General features: G+C 59.9%; 20 protein-coding genes. 13 read left to right on the top strand and 7 right to left on the bottom strand.

Translation table 11 applies throughout. The annotated features are described in order from the left end of the window. Nucleotides 1-23: 23 nt before the first annotated feature. Complete coding sequence (tla1, locus tag ACA062_RS14540) at nucleotides 24-794, bottom strand: toxin Tle1 chaperone Tla1 (protein ID WP_497457006.1); 771 nt, start codon at nucleotides 792-794, stop codon at nucleotides 24-26. After that, on the bottom strand, nucleotides 791-3,190 hold the full coding sequence (locus ACA062_RS14535) for a type VI secretion system Vgr family protein (RefSeq protein WP_497457005.1): 2,400 nt from the start codon (nucleotides 3,188-3,190) through the stop codon (nucleotides 791-793). The genes tla1 and ACA062_RS14535 overlap by 4 nt, the downstream gene beginning before the upstream one ends. A 371-nt stretch (nucleotides 3,191-3,561) precedes the next feature. Here ACA062_RS14535 and ACA062_RS14530 point away from each other — a divergent pair, with 371 nt between their 5' ends. The 8 genes from ACA062_RS14530 to ACA062_RS14495 all read left to right on the top strand — a co-directional run bounded on the left by ACA062_RS14530 (nucleotide 3,562) and on the right by ACA062_RS14495 (nucleotide 8,880). Next, nucleotides 3,562-4,008, top strand: coding sequence for a DUF411 domain-containing protein (locus tag ACA062_RS14530; RefSeq protein WP_497457004.1), 447 nt, complete (start codon nucleotides 3,562-3,564; stop codon nucleotides 4,006-4,008). After that, nucleotides 4,008-4,442 (top strand): YqaA family protein, encoded by a 435-nt coding sequence (locus ACA062_RS14525; protein WP_497457003.1) that lies wholly within the window; start codon nucleotides 4,008-4,010, stop codon nucleotides 4,440-4,442. The genes ACA062_RS14530 and ACA062_RS14525 overlap by 1 nt, the downstream gene beginning before the upstream one ends. Before the next feature lie 85 nt (nucleotides 4,443-4,527). Then, nucleotides 4,528-5,553 carry an alpha/beta fold hydrolase gene (locus ACA062_RS14520; RefSeq protein ID WP_497457002.1) on the top strand — a complete coding sequence of 342 codons (1,026 nt, stop codon included), beginning with the start codon at nucleotides 4,528-4,530 and terminating at the stop codon, nucleotides 5,551-5,553. 13 nt (nucleotides 5,554-5,566) lie between these two features. Continuing rightward, nucleotides 5,567-6,520, top strand: a complete 954-nt coding sequence (locus ACA062_RS14515; RefSeq protein ID WP_497457001.1) for a D-2-hydroxyacid dehydrogenase family protein — start codon at nucleotides 5,567-5,569, stop codon at nucleotides 6,518-6,520. A gap of 13 nt (nucleotides 6,521-6,533) precedes the next feature. Further along, nucleotides 6,534-6,905 (top strand): cytochrome b, encoded by a 372-nt coding sequence (locus ACA062_RS14510; protein WP_497457000.1) that lies wholly within the window; start codon nucleotides 6,534-6,536, stop codon nucleotides 6,903-6,905. 125 nt (nucleotides 6,906-7,030) lie between these two features. Beyond that, nucleotides 7,031-7,564 (top strand): tetratricopeptide repeat protein, encoded by a 534-nt coding sequence (locus tag ACA062_RS14505; RefSeq protein ID WP_497456999.1) that lies wholly within the window; start codon nucleotides 7,031-7,033, stop codon nucleotides 7,562-7,564. A gap of 54 nt (nucleotides 7,565-7,618) precedes the next feature. Beyond that, entirely contained in the window at nucleotides 7,619-8,116 is a 498-nt protein-coding gene (locus tag ACA062_RS14500; protein WP_497456998.1) for an RNA polymerase sigma factor, read from the top strand. Then, nucleotides 8,113-8,880, top strand: a complete 768-nt coding sequence (locus ACA062_RS14495; protein WP_497456997.1) for an anti-sigma factor family protein — start codon at nucleotides 8,113-8,115, stop codon at nucleotides 8,878-8,880. The genes ACA062_RS14500 and ACA062_RS14495 overlap by 4 nt, the downstream gene beginning before the upstream one ends. Nucleotides 8,881-8,960: 80 nt before the next feature. On the opposite strand, the gene ACA062_RS14490 is transcribed toward ACA062_RS14495, so the two are convergent. Both ACA062_RS14490 and ACA062_RS14485 read right to left on the bottom strand, forming a co-directional pair. Continuing rightward, a complete protein-coding gene (locus ACA062_RS14490) occupies nucleotides 8,961-10,073 on the bottom strand; it encodes an RHS repeat-associated core domain-containing protein (protein WP_497456996.1) in 1,113 nt (370 codons plus the stop codon). 281 nt (nucleotides 10,074-10,354) lie between these two features. Continuing rightward, a complete protein-coding gene (locus ACA062_RS14485) occupies nucleotides 10,355-10,669 on the bottom strand; it encodes a hypothetical protein (RefSeq protein WP_497456995.1) in 315 nt (104 codons plus the stop codon). A 479-nt stretch (nucleotides 10,670-11,148) separates the two neighbouring features. On the opposite strand from ACA062_RS14485, the gene ACA062_RS14480 reads away from it, so the two are divergent. Further along, the gene (locus ACA062_RS14480; protein WP_497456994.1) at nucleotides 11,149-11,433 is read left to right on the top strand and encodes a DUF3077 domain-containing protein; all 285 of its coding nucleotides are present in this window, start codon (nucleotides 11,149-11,151) and stop codon (nucleotides 11,431-11,433) included. A gap of 507 nt (nucleotides 11,434-11,940) precedes the next feature. Here ACA062_RS14480 and ACA062_RS14475 read toward each other — a convergent pair. Beyond that, a complete protein-coding gene (locus ACA062_RS14475; RefSeq protein WP_497456993.1) occupies nucleotides 11,941-12,417 on the bottom strand; it encodes an MEKHLA domain-containing protein in 477 nt (158 codons plus the stop codon). 83 nt (nucleotides 12,418-12,500) lie between these two features. Beyond that, nucleotides 12,501-13,382, bottom strand: a complete 882-nt coding sequence (locus tag ACA062_RS14470) for a LysR family transcriptional regulator (RefSeq protein WP_497456992.1) — start codon at nucleotides 13,380-13,382, stop codon at nucleotides 12,501-12,503. A 149-nt stretch (nucleotides 13,383-13,531) separates the two neighbouring features. Here ACA062_RS14470 and ACA062_RS14465 point away from each other — a divergent pair, with 149 nt between their 5' ends. Next, the gene (locus tag ACA062_RS14465) at nucleotides 13,532-14,563 is read left to right on the top strand and encodes a D-cysteine desulfhydrase family protein (protein ID WP_497456991.1); all 1,032 of its coding nucleotides are present in this window, start codon (nucleotides 13,532-13,534) and stop codon (nucleotides 14,561-14,563) included. A 3-nt stretch (nucleotides 14,564-14,566) separates the two neighbouring features. On the opposite strand, the gene ACA062_RS14460 is transcribed toward ACA062_RS14465, so the two are convergent. Continuing rightward, nucleotides 14,567-14,905 carry an FKBP-type peptidyl-prolyl cis-trans isomerase gene (locus ACA062_RS14460; protein ID WP_497456990.1) on the bottom strand — a complete coding sequence of 113 codons (339 nt, stop codon included), beginning with the start codon at nucleotides 14,903-14,905 and terminating at the stop codon, nucleotides 14,567-14,569. Between the two features lie 147 nt (nucleotides 14,906-15,052). Between ACA062_RS14460 and ACA062_RS14455 the strand changes: the two genes are divergently transcribed. The 3 genes from ACA062_RS14455 to ACA062_RS14445 all read left to right on the top strand — a co-directional run bounded on the left by ACA062_RS14455 (nucleotide 15,053) and on the right by ACA062_RS14445 (nucleotide 18,593). After that, complete coding sequence (locus ACA062_RS14455; protein WP_497456989.1) at nucleotides 15,053-16,117, top strand: M4 family metallopeptidase; 1,065 nt, start codon at nucleotides 15,053-15,055, stop codon at nucleotides 16,115-16,117. Further along, nucleotides 16,114-16,437, top strand: a complete 324-nt coding sequence (locus tag ACA062_RS14450) for a protealysin inhibitor emfourin (protein ID WP_497456988.1) — start codon at nucleotides 16,114-16,116, stop codon at nucleotides 16,435-16,437. Before ACA062_RS14455 ends, ACA062_RS14450 begins: the two co-directional genes overlap by 4 nt. Before the next feature lie 347 nt (nucleotides 16,438-16,784). Next, nucleotides 16,785-18,593 carry a monovalent cation:proton antiporter-2 (CPA2) family protein gene (locus ACA062_RS14445; RefSeq protein ID WP_497456987.1) on the top strand — a complete coding sequence of 603 codons (1,809 nt, stop codon included), beginning with the start codon at nucleotides 16,785-16,787 and terminating at the stop codon, nucleotides 18,591-18,593. The last annotated feature ends 117 nt before the right edge of the window (nucleotides 18,594-18,710 follow it).

Raw genomic sequence — 18,710 nt, 5'->3', positions numbered from 1 at the left:
CGATGCCGGCAAGGTCTGCGTACTCATGGGTTGCACAACCTGTCGTGGATGAAGTCTTCACGCTGAGGTGCCAGCAACAGCCCGGCTTCGGTGGCGTCGATCATGGCCGCGTAGCAAAACTGGAAACGTTGTTCGACACCCCATTCCAAGGGGAATGCTTCGCTCAAATGTTCCATGGCTGAAGTGGCGTCGCTGGCACAGCAAAGGATGTCCAGTTGGGCATCGCTGAGTTCGATAGGACTGAAACGGTCGAACCGCTCTGGTCGTTCGGCTCGTCCCGAGATGCGCTTGGGCGCGCCCTCTCGATCAAGCCAACTCCAGAACACGGCCGGGCCTAACAACATCTCCTGTTGATCAGGTTCTAGAACATGACTGAACAACAGCGGGAACACGCGTGGATCGTAGTAACGCAGCAGCCCCAGGTAGCCACCGTTGCGCGCTTCCAGGCACCGACCCAGGTGCTCGGCCAGATGCTGGAAAGGCCATAGGGAGGTCAACATCAGGAGTTGCGAACGACCACTGAGCGCCTGCATCAGGCCCATGAGCCATTGCCGTTGCAGCGGCTGCGCCAGGTCGACACGCACCAGCAACGGAGCCAGTTCATCGGCACCGGCCTCTGGCAGTCCGGTGAATAACGAATACCAGGGCAGCGCAGGCTCGACACTGAGGACCCTGGAGAGCAACGGTGCGTCGCTGCCTGCCTGATCAACAATGATGTCCAGGCAGGTGGTAGAAGCCTGAACGCACGAGGTTTCCAGCAGGTCGAGCCAGGTATTGAGATGAACAGCCGTCATGGTTGTGCCTCCCTGAGTACGAAGCCCTGAGCGGTGGCCTGAGCCTTTTTCAGGCATTCCTTGCACACTGACCCGGGCAGTTCGGGAAGAGGAAACGCCTCACCGGCAGGTGGATTAAATCGGTGCTGCCCCTTGATGCTGACCAGGTTCGGACCATGGATCTGTATCTCGCCTTGAGCGGTGATACGGATGTAGGCCCCACCACAGCCCAGGGTGATGCCGTTCTTGGCGGTCAGTTGCAGATGGCCCTGCACCGACTGCACGGTGATGTCCTGCTGGGCAATCAGGTTCAGCACATCGCCGTGGGATTCGATGTCCAGTGGCCCCTTGCCGGAGACCAGGCGCATGCCTTCCTGCTGCGCCAACAGGGAGATACCTTGATTGGCGTGGGCAGACAGGCGCTGGGCGGCGGCCAGGTTGATTTCGTCGTTGCTTTGCAGGTAGAGCGCGTCGCCACTTTTGAGCAACAGGCTGGCCGGTGTCACCGCTCCGATGCCTTTCGGGGCGCTGAGCAGAATGACTGGAGCCTTGAGGTCTTGCGCATCGGCGTGAAACTGCTGCAGACCTTCGATGGCGGGTTGACGGCTGTGATGGGCCTGGGCGATCTCTTGCCAGTCGGCCATTTGCCGTTTTGCACCTTCGACCAAGCCCGTGGCTGTGTCCATGGCGAGCACGTCGCCCAAGGCCTTGGCTTGTTCATTGGCACTGATAAACAACCCCTTCCCTGCCCGAATCGCTCCCCAACCATCGGTGCGCAATTCAAACCCTTCACCACGTCTTTTCTGCTCGGCATCGACCAAATGCCCCAGATTCAACTGGCTCTTGCCACTGTGCTCGGTACTGAGCTTGACGTGCTCCTCGCCCCTTGTGTCCTCCATCCGCAACTTGTTATTGGCTGGCGTACGCAGCACGTTGCGTTTGTAATAACGCGCACGCAGGGTCACGTGGTCCGGGTGCTGGCTGTCGTGCAATGCGTGGGCGATGTAGGGGCGGTCCGGGTCGCCCTGCTCGAAGGCCACCGCCACTTCGGTGCCAGCAATCAGCGGCAGGTGCAGGCCGTGGGTGTCGCCGGCGTAGGGCCGGGCCAGGCGTAGCCACATGCTTTCCTGGCCGGGTTTCCAGGTGTCGCGGTCGAACAGGAACTGCACGCGGTAGCGCCCTTCGACGTCGATTTCGGCGTAGGGGTCGTGTTTTTGCGGGCTGCTGACCCGGGCCGGGACGGTGCCGGCGATCTGTGGTTTGACCAGCAGTGGCGGGCGGAAGCACACGCTTTCCGAATAGGGGATGGCCTGGAATTGGGCTTCGAAGCTGGCATCGCGGGCGGCGCGGGTGCTCAGGTGGGTGATCACCGTACCGGGGGCGAAGGCCTGGGGCGCGCCGCCGGAGATCATCAGCTTCTGGCCGGGGGCCAGGGTGGCGCTGCTGCTGGTGCCGCTGAGGCGGGTCTGATCGTTGAGGTAGCGTTCGTGCTGCAGGCGGGCGTAGAAGTAGCCGGTTTCCGGCGGCAGGTCTTCGTAGAACTGATAGCGGTCGCCGAGGGCGGTGTAGGGTTCGGCGTAGTGGTAGGCCTCGCCGTAGGTGGTGGTCGCGCCGCGGGTGTGGTCGATCTCGCCGTCCAGGTGGGCGCGGGCGTCACGGTGCTGGTAGGTGCGGATGTTGACCTGGCGTTCCACCACCTGGTGGTGGGTTTGCAAGGCCCAGACGCCGTCCTGCTCGCTGCTGCTCAGGCCGGCGGGTGAGTGGTACGGCAGCTCGATGCCGGACTGGTAATGCAGCTGGTCGTCATGGAATTCGACGACATCGATGTTCAGGCGATCGTCGCTGGTGAAGCGGTACCAGATGCCAACTTCGGCCAGCAGGCGGGCGATGAAGGCCAGGTCGCTTTCGCCGTATTGCATGACTTGCAGGCGTTTGGGGTAGGTGCGCGTGAGCTTGAAGAAAAAGTCCTCGCCGCGGAAGTCGTGGCGGTTGCGCAGGATCTGTTCGACGATTTCCGGTACGGACTGGTGTTGGTAGAGGCGGAACTGCTGGCCGCGGGCAAGCAATGCCAGGCGCGGTTGCAGGGTGATGTCGTAGCGGGCTTCGTCGACGGAGCCGGACAGGCGTTTGAAGGCGGTGATCACGCCGTTGAAGGTGCGCAGCGGTTTGACCTTGAGGTCCTTGGTCAGGAAGGTGAGCTTGCGCGGCACGGGGTGCAGGCTGAACTGGGCCTCGCGGTTGAGCAGTTGGTCGGCGGCGATGTCCTGTTCGGTGCAGGTGAATTCGACGACGTAGTGGAATGGCTGGCTGAGCTGTTCTTCGCCGTGGAAGGCCAGGACGTCAAGGCTCGCGTCGAATTTATGGACGCGCAGCTTGTGCCGGCTGTGGTCGAAGAAGATGCGTACGGGGTTGGGCATGGTCAGGCCTTCCTGGTCTGAGTGTTGACGAGAGGAAGGGCTTTGCTTCCACCCTGGTCCTGGGGGTTGGAAGCTTTGGTGAAGTTGAATTAGTTGGAAATAGGACGTTTCTGGCGAGTTCGTAGGAAACGTCGGTATCTAAACTGGAGCGAATTTTCCTACACGAAACACTTCCATTTTCGAGTGCGCTTCCCACACGCAAGCCAGTGAACGATCAGTAGGAAGCTAGCTCTCGCCCCACTTCTTCTTACTCAAAGCGCCAATAGGAAATACAGCGTCTGCGGTATCTTTTGAAACACTCTCATACCTAATTGGCGGGAAAACCGGTCAGAATGCATTTTTTCTGGCCGCTACCTGAAACGAGATTACCCATGCGAACCCATCTGCGTCTGGCCGCCCTGAGCGCCCTGTTCATTTCCTCCCTGGCCCAGGCCGCCGACCTGATCCCGATCGAGGTTCACCGCGACGCCAACTGCGGCTGCTGCAAGAAGTGGATCAGCCATCTGGAGGCCAACGGCTTCAAGGTCGACGATCGCGTCGAAAGCAACATGAGCGAATTCAAGCAACAGCATGGCGTGCCGCCGCGTCTGGCGTCGTGCCACACCGGCCTGATCAACGGCAAATTCGTCGAAGGCCACGTGCCCGCCGATCAGGTACTGGCCTTGAGCAAGCGCAACGATCTGATGGGTGTCGCCGCCCCCGGCATGCCCATGGGTTCGCCCGGCATGGAAATGGACGGCATGAGCGATGCCTATCAGGTGATCGGCCTGAAAAAGGACGGCACTGACGTGGTGGTGGCGGATTACCCTGCCCATTGATGTCCGGTGCGTATATCGGGCTGTTTTTCGCCGCGTTCGGTGCCGCGACCCTGCTGCCGCTGCAGTCCGAAGCGCTGCTGGTGGGGTTGCTGCTGAGCGACCGGTATTGGCTGTGGCTGTTGCTGGCCGTGGCCACGCTGGGCAATGTCCTGGGGTCGTTGGTCAACTGGTGGCTGGGCCGTGGCATCGAGCGCTTCCGCGACCGGCGCTGGTTTCCGGTCAGTCCTCGCCATCTGGAAAAAGCCCGAATCAATTATCAGCGCTACGGTCACTGGTCCTTGCTGCTAAGTTGGGTGCCGGTCATCGGTGATCCACTGACCCTGGTGGCCGGTGTGATGCGCGAGCCGCTCGGACGATTCCTGCTGATCGTGACCCTGGCCAAGGGCGCCCGCTATGGCGTGCTGGCCCTCGCCACTCTGGGCTGGATGGGTTGAACGATCTTTCGCCGCGATTGCCTGTGCTTAATGTCGCCCTAATCAAGCCGATCCAGCATCGGCGGATTTCCTATGGAGTTCACCCATGTCCCAGACTCGTTCGCGCTGGCTGCCCAGCCTGCTGCTGACCGCCGCACTGCCGGTCATCGCTCACGCCGAAGGCCCGGAATATGGCCCGCAGCTGCAAGGTTTCGAGTACCCCTACACCGTCAAGCATTTCGACTTTCAGTCCCAGGGCAAATCCCTGCAAATGGGTTACATGGACGTCGCCGCCAACGGCAAGGCCAACGGGCGCAGCATCGTGTTGCTGCACGGCAAGAATTTCTGCGGCGCGACCTGGGACACCTCGATCAAGGCCCTGAGCGACGCCGGCTACCGGGTCATCGCCCCGGACCAGATCGGTTTCTGTACTTCAAGCAAGCCGGACAACTACCAATACAGCTTCCAGCAACTGGCCACCAACACCCAGCAACTGCTCAAGGCCCTCGGCATCCAGAAGGCCACGTTGCTCGGGCATTCCACCGGCGGCATGCTCGCCACCCGCTATGCACTGCTGTATCCCGATCAGGTCGAACAGCTGGCGCTGGTCAACCCCATCGGCCTGGAAGACTGGAAAGCCCTTGGTGTGCCCTATCGCACGGTGGATCAATGGTATGAGCGCGAACTGAAGGTCACCGCCCAAGGTATCCGCGACTACGAGCGCAGCACCTATTACGACGGCCGCTGGAAGCCCGAGTACGATCGCTGGGTGGACATGCTCGCGGGCCTGAGCAAAGGGCCGGGCAAGACTCAGGTGGCATGGAATTCGGCGTTGATCTACGACATGATCTTTACCCAACCGGTGTACTACGAGTTCAAGGACTTGAAGATGCCGACGCTGCTGCTGATCGGTACTTCCGACACCACGGCCATCGGCAAGGACCTTGCGCCGCCCGAGGTCAAGGCGAAAATCGGTCACTATGAAATACTCGGCAAACAGGTGGCGAAAGTGATTCCCCAGTCGACGCTGGTCGAATTCCCAGGCATGGGCCACGCGCCGCAGATGGAAGAACCGGCGAAATTCCACCAGGCGCTGCTGGCGTGGCTGGACAAAACCAACCCCGTTCGTTGATGAGGTAAGGCTGATGGCGGTACAGATTGCGGTAATCGATGACTGGCAGGATGTGGCCCGTAACGTGGTGGATTGGTCGGCGCTGGACGCCTTTGGCCAGGTGAGTTTTGTCCATGACTACCCCGCCGACAACGCAACCCTGGCAGAGCGTCTGGGTAAATTTGAAGTGATCTGCGTGATGCGCGAGCGCACCCGGTTCGACGAAGGCCTGTTGCGGCAGTTGCCGACACTCAAACTGCTGGTCACCGGCGGCATGCGCAACGCCGCCCTGGACCTTAAAGCCGCTGCCGCGCTGGGTATTCAGGTCTGCGGCACCGACAGCTACAAACACGCCGCGCCGGAATTGACCTGGGCGCTGATCATGGCCGCAACCCGTAACCTGGTGGTTGAAGCCAATGCCCTGCGCTTAGGCAAATGGCAGCAAGGTCTGGGTGGCGATCTGCATGGCAAAACCCTGGGGATTCTTGGCTTGGGCAGCATTGGCCAGCGTGTGGCCCAGTTTGGCCAGGTGTTCGGCATGCGCGTGATCGCCTGGAGTGAAAACCTGACCGCCGAGCGCGCGGGCGAAGCCGGCGTGACCTATGTCAGCAAACAGGAACTGTTCGAACAGGCCGATGTACTGTCGGTGCATCTGGTGCTCAGCGAGCGCAGCCGGGGAATGGTCGACGCCCAGGCACTGGACTGGATGAAGCCCACGGCGCTGCTGGTCAACACCGCCCGCGGCCCCATCGTCGATGAGTCGGCATTGATCAAGGCCCTGCAGAAACAACGCCTGGCTGGCGCAGCGCTGGACGTGTTCGAGCAGGAGCCTTTGCCCGCGCATCATCCGTTCCGGACCCTGGAGAATGTGCTGGCCACGCCCCATGTCGGGTACGTCAGTCGGCAGAACTATCAGCAGTTCTTTTCGCAGATGATCGAGGACATCCAGGCCTGGTCGGCCGGAGAACCGATTCGTCTGCTGAACTGATGTAGGAGCGAGCTTGCTCGCCAGCGCCCAGGTCTGGGAGCAATTGGCCAAGGGCACGCCGCTGCGCAAGGAATTGCAGGCGCTGCACATTTCCTGTGGCATCCTGCTGGCCGTGATCGTCATCGGCCGGCTGCTCTGGCGCCTGACTCGGGGCCGTCGATTGCCGCCTGCCAATCAGGGCGTCATGAACATTCTGGCGAAAACCGCGCATCTGGCGCTCTATGTCTTGTTGCTGAGCCAGATCCTGTTGGGTTTTCTGTTGCGCTGGGCCCAGGCAGAACCCTTCAACTTTTTCGGGCTGTTCGCTGTCCCAACCCTGATCACCTTCGATAAAAGCATGAAGTCGGTGTTTGGCGGCCTGCATGAGCAGGTGGCCTGGGCGTGATCCTGGCCGGGCTGCATGCGTTAATGGCGCTGGTTCACCATTACGGCCTGCGCGACAATACCTTGCGCCGCATGCTGCCGGGCCGTGGTTCGAACTGAAACGCATCAATCTGTGGAGCACTGTCCATGAACATCCGTTTTACTGCTTTCACTCCTGCGCTGCTGCTGGTCTTCGCGCTGTCCGGTTCGCTTGCCTTCGCCAATGGCGATGAAGAGGAACCTGTCAAAAAACCCAACTGCCCCAAAGGTCAGGTCTGGGACAGCAAACAGCAGAAATGCCTGATGCAGAACAGCAGCCTGGTCCCGGACGCCGACCGTACCGATTACGCCTATCGCCTGGCCAAGGACGGTCGCTACGAAGAAGCCCTCGCGCTGCTCGACACGCTGCAACAGCCGAACACTGCCAAGGCTTTGAACTATCGCGGTTATGCCACGCGTAAACTGGGGCGCACCGACGAAGGCATCGGGTATTACCTGCAAGCGGTAAAACTCGACCCGCAATACGCGCAAGTGCGTGAGTACCTGGGCGAGGCCTATGTGATCAAAGGTCGGCTGGACTTGGCGCAGGAGCAACTGCAGCAGATCAAATCGATCTGTGGCAGTGCCTGCGAGGAATACCAGGACCTGGCCGAAGCCATCAACGATTCGTCGAAAACCTGACACCCCGAGCGGACGGAGGTCGCCATCGCCAGCGATCAGGCAATACGGGCCGAATTGGGCCAGCATCTGGCGCGTCTATGGCGCTACGGCCTGCTGCTGTCCCGGCAACGGCATGTCGCCGAAGACCTGGTCCAGGCTACCTGCGGGCGGGCGCTCGAACGTGCCGGGCAGTTTGTCCCGGGCACCCGCATGGACCGATGGCTGCTGAGCATTCTGCATTCGATCTGGCTCAACGAAGTGCGCTCGCGCCGGGTGCGTCAAGGCCAGGGCCTGGTGGATGCCGACCACACCCTGTCGTTCGACGGTGAATACGCGGCACAGACCCATATCCTCGCCGTTCAGGTGATCCGCCGTGTCGATGCGCTGCCCGAAGCCCAGCGTGAAACCGTATTTCTGGCCTATGTCGAGGGCTTGTCCTACCGCGAGGTCGCCGAGGTCCTGCAAGTGCCCATTGGCACCGTCATGAGTCGCCTGGCCGCCGCACGGTTAAAGCTCGCCGAGTACCCGCCGTTGCACGCCGTGCCGAACCCTTCCACAGGAGAACGCCGATGAACGATCACGCGATCCCTTCGGATGAGCAATTGGTGGCCTACCTCGACGACCAACTGGACAGCGAACAGCGTAGCCGCATCGACGCCGCCATCGCCGAGGACTCGATGCTCAACCTGCGCCTGCAATGGCTGGCCCGCAGCAGCCTGCCGTTCAAGGACGCCTACGATGAATTGGGTCGACAAGCGCCCACGGAACGCCTGCAGTCCATGCTCGACACGTTGCCCAGCCCCGCGCGCCCGGCCATGAACCGGCGCTGGTTCCTTGCGGCGGCGGCCGGACTGGTGGTCAGCGGCGTGGTGGCGGACCGGCTATTCCTCGGCTGGCAATCGGGCTCGCAGAAAAATAGCTGGCGCGCACTGGTTGCGGACTACATGGCGCTCTACGTGCCGCAAACCCTGGACCATCTGCCCAGCGACGAAGCCGCCCAGCGCGCGCAACTGCGCACCATCGACGCGCGTCTGGGGCTCAATCTGGTCCCGGCCAAACTGGCCTTGCCGCGCGCGCAATTCAAGCGCGCGCAAATCCTCGAATACGACGGCGTGCCCATCGCCCAGATCACCTGGCTCGACCCGACGCACGGCCCGCTGGCGCTGTGCGTCACCCGCGCCAACAGCGGCAATCGACCCTTCGCCCACGAGCGTCGGCGTGGGCTCAACGTGGTGTATTGGGCTGACATGGAACACGCGTGGATGCTGATCGGGCATAACCCGGCGGCAGAACTGGAGGACATGGCCAGGTTGTTGCGTAGCCGGCTTGGCGCATAACACTCTACCAGGACTAATAGCTTGCGCGTGGTGGATTTTTAGCCAAATATCGAGACGCGAAGTAGCTCTTGGTGATTCTGTTACTTTCGAATTCGTTGCACCTGCTCACCAATGGCGTCGTCCTTTAAAAAAGCGGGAATAGGCACGCCGGCTTGTCTATAAATTTCTCTTTGCGCAGCAATATTAACTGCTGTTGCCCTACTACTACCTGGGGGATGTACTAAATGGAGACTTCTAGATTGAGAGTTAGCTATGATTGACAGCGAATATTCTTGCGCACGCGCTGGTAGAACCCCATACAGTTCGCCATTAATGCCAGCACTTATTACGTCATACGTGCTAGCATTTCTGTAGCTGTAATAGCTATGTTTAGCTATATTGGTCATTCCCGTTTTATTGTCCCATGCCTTTACTGACGCACCAAATCGACCTTTAAGCAAAGACTCTATTTCTCCGCCTGGGGTTGCATTAATCATTTTTTCGGCTTTATGCATAGCCAAGTCACGAAGAGATAATGGATTGATAATGTCTCCACTATAATCGGTCACCGCTCCGCTGATAAAATGCTTATTGCCACTCAGAGCACCCACGTCATCAGCCATTGATTTCCGGGATACGGATGACTTGACCCTATTCCAGATTCTTTTTAAAAATTTTTGTGGCGAATGCCCGTTTGAATCACCCAAATTAACCGGATCACCTAAACAATATACGTATGGATTTAACCCTCCCCTACCAAATGGACTGTAACTATCGGGACTATTAAAGCGCATCAATACGGGATTAAACGCCCTATAACCATTACCCAACAAATAATGATGGGTTACCGGATCCGGGCGTTCGCCATTGAATGCTAACAAACTCACCTGACCGTTTTTTGCGGATAAATGGCCGTAAACAGTGTATATCAGCCTCTGAGATTCTTCGGCGTTCAATGCTTGTACAACTGATTGTCCTTGATTTGTGGCCAATAGCAGGGTTTCAACACCCTCAACGTCGCCCCAAATCTGCGCCAGCAATTGACCATCGGATTGAAAGAACGAGTGTTGCACTTGCGCCTGAATCTCTGTGACCAGTTGGCTTTTATTGTAGAAACATTGCAGCGACTCCTGCCTGGCGGGTGCGCGACCGACCAAGCGATCCAATGGGTCATAGTGATAGCGGCAAAATATCTCTTTACGTTCGACTGACATGGACCACTCCCCTGAAAGCAATGACTTACTCAAAAGTGATCTTTAACCGAACTTAGAGCGCTGTCTACCTAGCAGATCTGCTAGTACACCAGTAGATCAGAGGTTTAACCTTGGGTGGAATACGTGGTGCACGCTGAGTGCAGGCGCTTGAACGTGCCGTGTCGTTTGTTCCGGACACACATATCATCCGGTGAGTGCTGATCGGGCATAACCCGGTGGCAGAATTGGAGGACATGGCCAGGTTATAGCGGAGCCGACTCAGTACTTGAGTCCAAGGGTAACTATGCAGGGTTGTTGCGGATCGGCTGGCAATACTCATCGACAATGGCGTCGCGATGGTTTGCCGATTTCACCAGGTCACAGGCCTTGGGCGGTATTCCGGCCGCCCCCTGGATCAATGTGTATTCCACTTCATCCCCAACGGAAAAAAAAACCTCGCCTTCAACAGTGCAATTGGCGCCTATCCGGACCGCCGACCTGGAAGAGCAACCTTCGGTAGTGACCATGGCAAAGGTCGTCGGGATCGCTCCGACCTCGACCACGGTCAACGCGCTGATCGTACCCATTCTGATTGTTGGAGTGACGGGCTCTTTCATCTCTGCTCTCCCTGCACCAGTTCATGCCACCTCGGCTTGAATGCAGGGAGATATTGAAACGCGCAAGTGACGGAAATGACTACTGTCAGGTTTGACAGTACGGCCCGGAACGAAGATCAAGGGCTACCGATTGTCGATTTTCTCGCCAATTGATGTAAGTGCTGAGATCGCTGCGATCAGCGCAATGGCCTGCACGGTCTCCGCCGGTTGACTGCCTAGGCCTCACTCCCTATCCTCGCGGCTGTCACGACTCATTCGTGATCGGGTTTGACGGCCCGCTATCTTCACGACGCGCATAGCTTATCTCTGCTCGAGCATTTTCGTGCCCGCAGCATTGCATTATGGCGACTGTGCGTGGGGCACCTCATGGTGCGCCGGGTTTCCGTGAAGACCGGTCCGTCAACCTGCGCACAGTTGCCACCCTATCCGTTTGACGGCGATTTCGTGGCTGCTCTTCTGAACTTCACGGAGCTACATCAATGACCGAACCAACCACAAAATCCACCCTCTTCGCCCGCTGCGACCACGTCGACCATCACCTGTTCGCCGTTCAGCCCGATATCCCGTTACTCGACGCCCTCGAACACGCCGCGGTCTACCTCAGCTGCGCCGAAGACCTCGCCCATCAAGCCCCCAACGCCACCCGCCCTGAGCACACGGCCTCATTACGCTGGGCCAGTCGCCAGATGCTTGGCACGGCACGTTCATTGGTCCAGGCTTCAATCGACGGCCTGCACGCCGCTCAAGCGCAAGGTGACGCATGAACCCGCACATGCAGATTCGTGCGCAGCACTGAAAAGCTACTTCGCTCCCTCGCCTGGCGATGACCTGTGGGCAGGCTTGCTCGCGAAAACGGTGGATCAGTCGCCATAGATATTGAATGTGATGGCCCCTTCGCGGGCAAGCCCGCTCCCACAGTGACTTGTGGTGGATACAAAATATCCAAACTCGCATGGATCCCTGTGGGAGCGAGCTTGCTCGCGAAAGCGCTGGGTCAGTCACCATCGATATTGAATGTGATGGCCCCTTCGCGGGCAAGCCCGCTCCCACAGTGACTTGTGGTGGATACAAACTATCCAAACTCGCATGAATCCCTGTGGGAGCGAGCTTGCTCCGGGCGGCGTTCCGACGATGGCGGCGGATCAGCCGATGCTGATGTTGAATGTTGAATGTTAAACCGCTATCGCGAGCGAGCTCGCTCCCACAGATTCCGCTCCTTGACTGACTGATATTCTGGCCTCGTTGCGAGGCGAATCGGTCCCGTCCATTCCTCAATCGAGCCGGCCGATTCGCAGTTCGTCTGGCCAGAACAGCGCCGCCTGCCCCCGATGCTCGCCCTGCCGATCGATCAGCGTCCAGACCTTGCCTTCGTGAATCATGAACGCATGGCCCTCCCGGTCCACCCGATAGCCACTGTAGCCATGGGCAATGCCGTTGGCCGTGACCTGCTCCAGCAGCGACTGGCGCATGGCGCGGTCCAGTGGCGAAGCGCTGAACCGTGACGGCATGCCCAGGAACGCCGAGCGCGGGTATTTGAAACAGGCCAGCGCCTGTTCATTGGCGTAGAAGAAACAAGGGTCGTCTTGCGTACCGTGGGCCAGCAGGCTGTAAGGCGCATGCACGTGCAACCAGTGCAAGCGCTCAGGTCCTGTCAGTTCCCGGGGAGCGGGCAGGCTTTCACCGGTCCAGTGCCGATAAGCGTCGTCCAGCAGTTGGACATAAGCGGTGTATTCGTTGATTGGCGACATGCACCCTCTCCCTGCGAAGGCAATGATTATCCGACGCGGCGAAGCCTATCGAAACCGGCCTGAAAAATCCGCATCCACCCCGGTCAAGCCAGCCGATCCAGCACAAAATCGACAAACGCCTTCAACTTGGGCAGCGACTTCCTGGAACGTGGATAGACCATCTGCACCGGCTTGGGCGGGGGGACACAGGCATCCAGGATCCTGACCAATTCGCCGCTGGCCAAGGCGGCCGCCACCAGGAAATCGGGTTGCATCAATAACCCCTCTCCCGCCACGGCCGCCTGCAGCAACACTTGGCCATCATTGCTTTTCAATACAGCGCGCTTCGGCCAGGGCACCGCGCTGGCGCCGCTTTTCAGGGGCCAGGCAAACCGGTTGTTCCAGGACGTATGGGTGAGAATTCGATGCCGGTACAAGTCTTCAGGGGACAGGGGCTCCTGCCATTTTTCCAGGTACCCGGGCGACGCGCAGATCACCATTTGATACGGCGGCAATGGCTTGGCCAACAGATTGACGCCGATCAGTTCGGAGATCCTGAACGCCACATCGAATGACGTCTCGTACAAGTCCAGCACTTCATTGCTCAGAATGAGCTCTACCTGGATCTGCGGAAAACGCTGCATGAACGCAGACACCAGGGGCCCGACCAATGACACGCCCAGGGTCATCGGCGCGGTGATGCGCAACAGGCCGCTCGGCTCCGGGCTCGATGCCTCCACCCGACTGAACGCGTACTTCACCTGCTCCAGGGCCAATTTTGCTTCTTCGTAAAACAATCGTCCCTCACCGGTGATGGATTGGCGCCGGGTGGTGCGTTGGATCAGTCTGGTATTGAGAGTGTTCTCCAGGCTCTGGATATGCCGTCCGACCATGACCGCCGACATGCCGACCGCAGTCGCCGCATCGGCAAAGCTGCCTGCCTCGACCACGGCGACGAATACTTCCATTTGCCTGAGTTTGCTCATGACTATGCCTTGTAAAGGGATGAAAACGACCGCTGGCCCGCTCCATTAAGTACATCAGGTTAAAGGAGTAATAACCGGCGATGGGTTTATCACGAGGGCCTTTGTTCATACAGTCACATTAATAAAATGCGCACAACGAGGCCCTATTGATGCAAACCCTACTGGACAAGTCACTGAGTTCTTTTGCGCGAGCAAACCTGCTGCAAGGGCCCACCCCGATTCAGCGGGCCGAACGCCTGGAACAGCTGTTGGGCCTGAAGTCGCAGGGCATCGGCCTGTTTCTCAAGCGCGACGATCACATGTTGATTGGCGGCGGCGGCAATAAGCTGCGCAAGCTCGAATTCCATATCGGAGCGGCGCTGGAGGCCGGGGTCGACACAGTCATTACCGTGGGCGGTCTTCAGTCCAACCATGCACGCCTGACCGCCGCCGTGTGTGCTCGCCTGGGCATCACCTGCGAATTGATCCTGACCCGGTCGGTACCCAAAGCGGATATGGAATACGAACTCAACGGCAACGTCCTGCTCGATCAGTTGTTCGGCGCACACCTGCAGGTGCTGGCCGGCGGCAGCGACTCGGTCGCCAAGGCCGAGATACGGGCCGCGCAACTGCGCGATTCCGGGCGCAAAGTGCTGGTGATTCCTACGGGCGGTTCAACGCCCCTGGGCAGTCTCGGTTATGCGCGTTGCGCAGCGGAGATCGCGCAGCAGGAGACCGAACTGGGCCTCAGCTTCAATCAGGTGGTGGTGCCCAACGGCAGCGCCGGCACCCACGCTGGGCTCGCGGCCGGCTTCCAGCTGCTGGATCGCGGCACATCGCTCGTCAAGTCCTATTCGGTTTTATCCGATCGAGACACGTCAGCGGCCAGGACCCTGCAATTGACCCGGGACGCACTGACGTTGCTGGGCAGCAGCGCCACCGTGCAGCCTGAAGAGATTGTCATCGACGGCAGTCAGCTGGGTGACGGTTATGGCCTGCCGACGCAGGCCATGCAAGACGCCGTACGCCTGATGGCCCAGGCCGAAGGCGTGTTGATCGACCCGGTGTATTCCGGAAAAGCCTTCGCCGGGCTGTTGGCCGATCTCGGGCAAGGACGCTTCCGTTCCGGGGACAACGTGCTGTTCGTGATGACCGGCGGAACGCCAGGCCTCTACGCCTACCGGGACACCTTTCAGCCCTGACGATCAATCATCCCGGGTCAGCACTTCCAGCAACTCGATCTCGAAGATCAGATTCGAATTCGGCGTGATCTTGCCCATGGTTCGCTCGCCATAGGCCAGATGCGCCGGCACCAGCAACTTGCGCTTGCCGCCTACCTGCATGCCGAGGATGCCCTGATCCCAGCCCTTGATTACGCGTCCGGTGCCGATCACGCACTGGAATGGCTTACCCCGGCTGTAGGAAGAATCGAATTCGCTGCCGTCTTCCAGCCACCCTCGGTAGTGTGTGGTGATCAGTGCGCCCTTGACGGCGGCTTTGCCGTCCCCTGGCTGCAGATCGATGATTTGCAATTCGTCGTTCATACTGGTTACTCGTTTGTTGTCCGCCCGGGTCATAGGGGCGCGGACGGAGGTTTTCGCAGAATCCGCCGCTGTTGGCAATCCATGGAACCGAATCGCCGCCTGCCGCTCAGATGTGTATCGACTTCGTACTCAGGAAAGGATGCTCTGATGACCGACTCACGATCACTGTGCAGTTTCATTCCGCCTTACATCCTCAACCGCATTATTGCCCATGGCTCCGAGCGGCAGCGCTCCAGTGCACTGATCACCCTGACCCATGTGCGCACCCTTCGCCATACGCCGCTGCCACCGGTGCGTTCTGCCGCAGCGACCCTCCTGCCGCCTTCCGCTCAACCCGGTCAGGTCCGGCGCAGCGTCCATGATGCCCAAGGGAAAATGCTCCTGCCGGGGATGCCTGCCCGGCTTGAAGGGCAGCCGGCGACGGGCGATCCGGCGGTCGATGAGGCCTATGATGCCTTGGGCGCCAGCCATGAGTTCTTCTGGAAGGTACTCGGCCGCGACTCCATCGATAACAAGGGTTTTGCGCTGATCGGCAGCGTGCATTACGGCCAGGATTACGAGAATGCCTTCTGGAACGGGGCGCAGATGGTCTTCGGTGACGGTGACGGCGAAATTTTCGAGCGCTTCACCCGCTCGCTGGATGTGATCGGGCACGAGTTGACCCATGGCGTGATCGAAAGCGAAGCCGGCCTGGTTTACGCCAATCAGTCCGGGGCCTTGAATGAGTCGATATCGGACGTGTTCGGGGTGTTGATCAAGCAACATGTCCTGGGCCAGACCGCCGACGAGGCGGACTGGCTGATCGGCGCCGACTTGCTGACACCGCGGATAAAAGGCGTCGGCTTGCGTTCGATGGCCCATCCCGGCACGGCGTATGACGACCCGCTGCTCGGCAAGGACCCGCAACCGGATCACATGCGCAAGTTCGTGATCACCCAGGAGGACAACGGTGGCGTGCACATCAATTCCGGCATCCCCAACCGGGCGTTTTATCTCGCAGCCAAGGCGTTCGGCGGCTTTGCCTGGGAGAAAACCGGTCGTATCTGGTATGACACGCTGTGCGACCAAGGCTTGAACCGCGAGGCGTCATTCAGTGACTTCGCGGCGCTGACCATCGAGCGTGCCCGCCAGCGTTATGGCGCCGATGCAGCTGAAGTGGTGCAGCACGCCTGGTCTGAAACAGGTGTGGTCCCGACTCAGGAGCAATCATGAAAAGCCTGCCCCCACTGGGCGATGATGCCGTGGTACGCCTCTCCCGCCAGGGTGGCGTGGCGGCGATCCATGCCTTGACTCGTCCTCGTCGCATCGAATTTGCGCAATGCGACATTGATCAACGCACACGGATTTGTTCGGTGCTGGAAGGTTGCCTGGCATTCGAAGACACGACCCCGGGTCGAGGCGATCAGCGCTTTTATGAGATAGAAGTGCACTTTCGCATCGGTGAGCAGGCCGACCGGATGGTGATGAAAGTGCCTGAAGATCAGGCGCCTGGTGAACTCGTGCACTTGTGGGACAAAGGCGAGGTGTTATAGCCCTGCCGGGGGATCGGGCGGAGAGTCATCGACGGGGCGAATGACTTGTGCAGTCCTGCTTGGCCGAAAGGAATGGTGGTTGACACTTGTTCAGCGTGATCCGTGAGATCGCCATCGCGGGCAAGCCCGCTCCCACAGGTTTTGCGCCGTACACAAGATATGGGACCCGCATAATCCTTGTGGGAGCGGGCTTGCCCGCGATAGCGGTAAAACAGGCAACATCATCAGCGACTGTAAGACCGCTTTCGCCTGATCGCCACCCGGACCCACCTCGCTCTCACAGTAGATCTTCCGTGAGCTCAGCCTTTATCCTTGCCCCCCCGCCGTACCGAGCTCTGGAGTAAGCCATGCCCCATGAAGGCAACCTGTTGCAAGCCGCTGTCGTGTTTCTGTTCGCGGCGGTGCTCACCGTGCCACTGGCCAAGCGCCTGCAACTGGGGGCAGTGCTGGGTTATCTGTTTGCCGGCGTCATCATCGGGCCGTCGGTACTGGGGTTGATCGACAATCCGCAAAGCGTCAGCCACATTTCCGAACTCGGGGTGGTGTTGCTGCTGTTCATCATCGGCCTGGAACTGTCGCCGCGACGTTTGTGGGTGATGCGCAAAGCGGTGTTCGGCGTCGGCCTGGCGCAAGTGGTGCTGACGGGGTCGGTGATTGGCGTGTGTGCGCTGTTCGTTTTCGGCCAGTCGTTGAACAGCGCCATCGTACTCGGGCTGGGTCTGGCACTGTCTTCCACCGCGTTCGGGCTGCAGAGCCTGGCTGAACGCAAGGAGCTGACCAGTCCCCACGGGCGGCTGGCGTTCGCCATCCTGCTGTTCCAGGATATTGCCGCGATCCCGCTGATCGCCATGGTGCCGCTGCTGGCGGGCGGTGATCACACCACCACCGCTGCCGAAGATTTGAATCACGGCTTGCGGGTGCTGGGCAGCATCGCGGTAGTGGTGATCGGCGGACGTTATCTGCTGCGCCCAGTGTTCCGGGTGGTGGCCAAGACCGGTTTGCCGGAGGTCTCTACCGCCACCGCGTTGCTGGTCGTCATCGGTACGGCGTGGCTGATGGATCTGGTCGGCGTCTCGATGGCCCTGGGCGCATTCCTTGCTGGATTGCTGCTGGCGGACTCCGAATACCGCCACGAACTGGAAGCGCAGATCGAGCCGTTCAAGGGCTTGTTGCTGGGGCTGTTTTTCATCAGCGTTGGCATGGGTGCCAACCTGAGCCTGCTGCTCAGCGCGCCGATCGTGGTACTGGGCCTGACCCTGCTGCTGATCGCAATCAAACTGCCGCTGCTGTTTGTCGTCGGCCGGTTGGCCGGCGGCCTGGGCAAGGTCAGTGCGATTCGCCTGGGCATCGTGCTGGCGGCGGGCGGTGAATTTGCCTTCGTGGTGTTCAAGATCGGCCGCGATCAGGGCTTGTTCGAGCCACGCCTGTACGACTTGCTGGTGCTGACGATCACCTTGTCCATGGCCGTCACGCCATTGCTGCTGCTGGTGTGCGCGCGGCTGGTCAGCCCCAGGGTGCAACCGATGGTAGTGCCGGAGAAATTCCGCGAGATCGATACCGACGCGCCGCGCGTGGTGATCGCCGGCATGGGCCGCATGGGGCAGATCGTGGCGCGGATCCTGCGGGCGCAGAACATCAAGTTCGTGGCGCTGGACACGTCGGTGGAAACCATCGAACTGTCGCGCAGCTTCGGCGGCGTGCCGGTGTTCTACGGTGACCCGATGCGTCCGGAAATCCTTAGCGCGGCCAAGGTCGGTGAGGCGGAGTATTTCATCATCGCCACCGATGATCCGGACACCAACATCAAAACCGCCGAGCTGGTGCACAGGCTCTATCCGCACATGAAAATCATCGCCCGGGCCCGCAACCGTCAGCATGTGCACCGCTTGATGGACATCGGCGCCGAGGCCATTCGCGAAACCTATTATTCGAGCCTGGAAATGAGCCGGCGGACGCTGGTCGGGCTGGGGCTGAGCCAGGCCCAGGCGGATGCGCGAATCAAGCGCTTCAAGCATCACGATGAACAGGTGCTGGAAGCTCAGCATGCGGTGTATGACGATGCGGCCAAGGTGTTGCAGACTGCGCAGGAAGCGCGGGCGGAATTGGCGCGATTGTTTGAGTCGGATCAGTTGGAGGAGGAAGCGGGTAAGCGTTGAGGCGACTTTGAGGGCCTCATCGTCGGAACGCCGCCCGGACCAAGCCCGCTCCCACAGGGCTATGGGTGTACACAGAATCGGGGTCACCCGAGATCACTGTGGGAGCGGGCTTGCCCG

This window comes from Pseudomonas sp. LBUM1679, assembly GCF_059695565.1.
The sequence above is the reverse complement of the archived record's forward strand: the minus strand, read 5'-3'. Positions and strand labels throughout refer to the sequence as shown.